Below are 4,542 nucleotides of genomic sequence, written 5' to 3'. Positions count from 1 at the left end.
TTGTCTGAGGCAGAATACACTGCAATTGATCATGTGCGATGGAAAAATCGCAGCCTGACAGTAAATGGCAAAGATAACTGAGAATGAGAAACAAAAAAGAGGATGTATCTTTTGACACACCCTCTTTTTGCGTATTGCCATCAAGAGAACGACAATGACAGAAACTCACAAAGACCATCATGGCAAAGAAATTCCAGAGAGAACAGACCCAGGCATAACTGCATCAGCCATTAAGACAATAATCAGTCAGAGATTCTATGATTTTCAAATGTCCTAAAACAAAAAAAGGGACTCCGCTGAGTCCCAACCTTTTGTTAACCTTAAATCTAATACTATGAAAAACACGTTGCAAAGGTAATAGGAAACTGTATCCTTTGCAAAAGTTTTAAGCTGTAAATCCACTAAAACATTAATTTTATTGAGTTAAATCAATTTTATCACAAAGATTTGGTCATATCAAAAAGTTTTCTTACCTTTGCAAGTAGTAAAAAATTATAGTAGAGACAGAAGGAATATTGAATTCCGACATCACCACTGAGATGTCGGAATTCAATGTTTTTTACACCTACTCAAATAAACATTTATCAACCAATAAAATAAAAGATTATGGCTTACATGTCACAAGAAGGCTACGACAAGCTCGTAGCTCAGCTCCATGAGCTTCAAACAGTTGAGCGTCCCAAGGCATCCGCGGCCGTTGGTGAAGCTGCCGATAAAGGCGATTTAAGTGAGAATTCAGAGTATGATGCAGCAAAAGAGGCCCAGGCGCATCTTGAAGCAAAGATCAATCAGATGAAAATGGAAATAGCTGAAGCAAAGATTGTAGATACTTCCAAATTGAAATCTGACGTAGTCCAAATTCTCTCAACAGTTGAAATGACAAATCTGGCAAACAACCGGAAGATGAAATATACACTTGTCAGCGAGAGCGAGGCTAACCTCAGAGAAGGAAAGATCTCTGTCAAGACTCCTATTGCAAAAGGATTACTAAACAAGAAGGTGGGTGATGTTGCAGAGATCAAGATCCCCCGCGGCACAATTCACTTACGGATCGACAAGATTACCGTCGGATAAGGAAACCCGGATCCGCATCAGACCATTAGTGCCTCAACAAATTCACACAACCATTACAAAAATTTAATCCTATGAGTACATTATTCAGTAAAATAGCTGCCGGGGAAATTCCAAGTTATAAATGTGCAGAAGATGAGAAATTCTATGCTTTCCTCGACATCAACCCTGTGGCAATCGGCCATACGTTAGTGATTCCACGCAAGGAAACAGATTACATATTCGACATGGAAGACTGGGAACTCGCCGAATTCGAGGTATTCGCCAAAAAGGTTGCTCATGCCATTAAAGCTGCTTATCCTTGTAAAAAAGTCGCTGAGATTGTACTGGGACTGGAGGTGCCCCATGCTCATATCCAACTGATTCCTCTCAATAAGGAATCTGATATCAACATGAACAAAAAACTCAAACTCTCCGAAGATCAGTTCAAAGAAATTTCCAACAAGATCAATATGGAATTCCAGAAACAGAATCCACATTCATACGACCGTTAAAACCAAATGCAGCAATAGTCCCCGTCTTCTTAGTTGAAAAGACGGGGACTATTGCTTTAGGGCCAAAGTTATTCCTTATAGGCAAGAACCGAAAAGACTACTTATAAGCCTTGCGGTCACAACTGATAGCCAAAAGAATCCCATTACAACACATTAAAGATGCACGCCTGGAAAGCGTGTAAACGGCAAAACTGATAATCAAAAGAAAATTCCATTACAACAGTCTGTTTTTCAGATTTTAGATTTATCTTTGCATTTAGAATCTAAGATCAACCTAACTCAGGATATTAAAAACGATTTTGTATATGGGAAGAATTCTTTTATTTGCTTTAGTTTTGTTAAGCAATACGATAATCATGTTTGGAAAGACAAGCGCAAAGAACCAACCGAGTGATAATCTGACGATGATCATCGGAACTTATACAGGCAATGGCAGCAAAGGCATTTACACCTATCGCTTCAACCAAAATACCGGGAAAAGTACTCCTCTTTCTTCCACTGAGGTTGCCAATCCTTCTTATCTGACACCTTCGAAAGACGGTAAATTTGTCTATGCCGTAAGTGAAATGCCAGACTCAACAGCAGCGCTGACCGCTTATACTTTGGACAAAAGTACCGGGCAACTGACTCAACTCAATCGGCAACTGACTCATGGCGAAGATCCCTGTTATGTTTCGACTAATGGAAAAATCGTTCTCACAGCTAACTATACCGGTGGAAGCATGTCCATATTTTCATTGAGCAAAGACGGGAGCCTGAACCCTGTCGTCAAACAGTTTCATGGACATCTCGGCGGTCCGGACACGACCAGACAGAACACGCCTCATATCCATTGCACCCTGTTCAGTCCGGACGGCAAGTATGTATTTGCCACAGATTTCAGTGCCGACCAGATCCTGAGATTCACACTAACAGACGGCCAAATAATCTCTCCCTATGGTACCCCCATACCTATTAACGCCGATTCAGGACCACGGCACCTGATATTCAGTTCAGATGGGAAGTTCGCTTACCTGGTCAGCGAACTGTCGGGCAACGTTACAGCATTCAGGTATAAAGATGGAAATCTGATCCGCTTCCAGGTCATAACTGCCGATGAGCATCATGCACGTGGCAGCGCAGACATTCATATCAGTCCTGACGGAAAATTTCTCTATGCTAGTAATCGATTGAAAAACGACGGCGTCGCTATCTTTTCAAGAGATAAAATCACAGGAAAGCTCACGCTTGCAGGTTATCAGAATACAGGAATCCATCCCCGTAATTTCAATATTACCCCTAATGGTAAATACCTTCTCGTCGCTTGCAGGGACAGTGATGAGATACAAGTGTATCTCCGTGACCCACACACAGGGCAACTCACAGATACCCGACAGGATATCAGCCTCAGCAAACCCGTCTGTATCAAATTTGTCGAATAGAAAAAGAAGCTCAGACAAATTGGTCACCCTTCTTCATCTGCACCTCATTGACATACTTTCTAATCAGGGCAGATGAATCTTCTTTCTTGCAGACAAACAAGACATTATCTTTTTCAGCGACGATAAAACCATCAAGACCATTGAGCACAGCCAGTCTGCCTTTAGGCAATTTGATAATATTGTCATGACAGTCTTCCATTATCACGTCAGAGTCCACGACGACATTATCGCCTTTGCCTTTCTGCAAGAACTCATAGATGCTATGCCATGTCCCTAAGTCTGCCCAACCGAAGTCACACTTCTTGACATAGACATTGTCAGTCTTTTCCAGAAGTCCGGTATCAATGGCAAGATTAGGGTAAAAAGAGAAATGTTCTTTGACATAAGCCTTTTCTTCTGAAAGAGTAGGTTGATGATCATTTCTGTCCAATCCTTCCAACACCTCTGGAAGGAGTTTTAAGAGACTACCTTGCAGAGCATGGATATTTGCCAGGAATATACCCGTATTCCAATACCATTCGCCACTATCCATGAACATTTTGGCAAAGGAACGGTTCGGTTTTTCTATGAAAGTATGTACCTTATAGAAATCACAATGATCATAGCTATCTCCCACCTGAATATAGCCATAACCAGGTTCAGGACGAGTGGGTTTGATGCCCATAGCCAACACGCAATCACGATCTGAAACAAATTTCAGACCGTCAAGTACGTTCTTCTGAAAAGCCTCTTCATTGATGATCGTCTGATCAGAAGGAACAATGATCAAATTGGACTGAGGCTGAATATGACTGATTCTATAGCAAGCCCAAGCTACACTTGGTGCAGTATTGCGATTGATTGGCTCAGCGAGCAGATTCTCATCCGGTAAATCCGGAAGTTGTGCCTTAACTGTCTCTACATATTGTTCATTTGTATTCACATAGATATGACTCGCAGGTATAATCTTAGCAATGCGATCATAAGTCTGTTGAAATTGTGTCTTTCCCGTACCAAAGAAATCGATAAATTGTTTTGGTTGCTGTTCGCGGCTGCAAGGCCATAAACGTTTACCTCTGCCACCTGCCAGTATCACACAATAATTTTCATCGGTTCTAGCCATGATTAATAGTATCTTTACAAGTATCCTTATTTATTTGTAAAGATAGAAAGAAAAAAGAGACCGTACAAAAAAATTAAGAATTTTAATCTAAATGTTTGCAAATTCCGAAAAAAGCACTACCTTTGCAGCCAATAAGCACTATAAATTATGCCCAGATGGCGGAATTGGTAGACGCGCTGGTCTCAAACACCAGTGAAGCAATTCGTGCCGGTTCGACCCCGGCTCTGGGTACGAAATCACCTCCGTAGGCTATTGGTTTCAATATCTACGGAGGTGATTTATTTTCTCATCATACCAATATTGTTTTTTTATTCATAATAGTTTATCGGCACAGTTATTAATCTTGGGGATTTAACAATTTGCCTATGCATATAATTGTGCAACTCTGTATAAGAAGAACTTCACATCTTCCACTCCCCTGAAAGTAGTCCTAAAACTCTTTAGCTTTGCATTG

4 protein-coding genes and 1 tRNA gene are annotated in these 4,542 nt (G+C 40.9%); 4 read left to right on the top strand and 1 reads right to left on the bottom strand.

Annotated features, from left to right (window positions below; translation table 11 throughout):
• The first annotated feature begins 606 nt into the window (after positions 1-606).
• The 3 genes from greA to NG821_RS12305 all read left to right on the top strand — a co-directional run bounded on the left by greA (position 607) and on the right by NG821_RS12305 (position 2,986).
• Positions 607-1,074: a transcription elongation factor GreA gene (gene greA, locus NG821_RS12315; RefSeq protein WP_252761956.1), complete on the top strand. Its 468-nt coding sequence runs from the start codon at positions 607-609 to the stop codon at positions 1,072-1,074.
• Between the two features lie 71 nt (positions 1,075-1,145).
• Positions 1,146-1,565, top strand: coding sequence for an HIT family protein (locus NG821_RS12310; RefSeq protein WP_252761955.1), 420 nt, complete (start codon positions 1,146-1,148; stop codon positions 1,563-1,565).
• A 305-nt stretch (positions 1,566-1,870) separates the two neighbouring features.
• Positions 1,871-2,986 carry a lactonase family protein gene (locus NG821_RS12305; RefSeq protein ID WP_394802092.1) on the top strand — a complete coding sequence of 372 codons (1,116 nt, stop codon included), beginning with the start codon at positions 1,871-1,873 and terminating at the stop codon, positions 2,984-2,986.
• 10 nt (positions 2,987-2,996) lie between these two features.
• On the opposite strand, the gene NG821_RS12300 is transcribed toward NG821_RS12305, so the two are convergent.
• Positions 2,997-4,088 (bottom strand): mannose-1-phosphate guanylyltransferase, encoded by a 1,092-nt coding sequence (locus NG821_RS12300; RefSeq protein ID WP_252761953.1) that lies wholly within the window; start codon positions 4,086-4,088, stop codon positions 2,997-2,999.
• 149 nt (positions 4,089-4,237) lie between these two features.
• On the opposite strand from NG821_RS12300, the gene NG821_RS12295 reads away from it, so the two are divergent.
• Positions 4,238-4,319, top strand: a tRNA-Leu gene (locus tag NG821_RS12295).
• Positions 4,320-4,542: the final 223 nt, after the last annotated feature.

It is taken from the genome of Segatella cerevisiae (genome assembly GCF_024054555.1).
Taxonomy (GTDB): Bacteria; Bacteroidota; Bacteroidia; order Bacteroidales; family Bacteroidaceae; genus Prevotella; species Prevotella cerevisiae.
This window is presented reverse-complemented; position numbering and strand designations above follow the sequence as displayed.

Bases quoted from the DNA above. Each gene is read 5' to 3' on its own strand.
- greA (WP_252761956.1), top strand. From the start codon at position 607: ATGGCTTACATGTCACAAGAAGGCTACGACAAGCTCGTAGCTCAGCTC.
- NG821_RS12310 (WP_252761955.1), top strand. From the start codon at position 1,146: ATGAGTACATTATTCAGTAAAATAGCTGCCGGGGAAATTCCAAGTTAT.
- NG821_RS12305 (WP_394802092.1), top strand. From the start codon at position 1,871: ATGGGAAGAATTCTTTTATTTGCTTTAGTTTTGTTAAGCAATACGATA.
- NG821_RS12300 (WP_252761953.1), bottom strand. From the start codon at position 4,088: ATGGCTAGAACCGATGAAAATTATTGTGTGATACTGGCAGGTGGCAGA.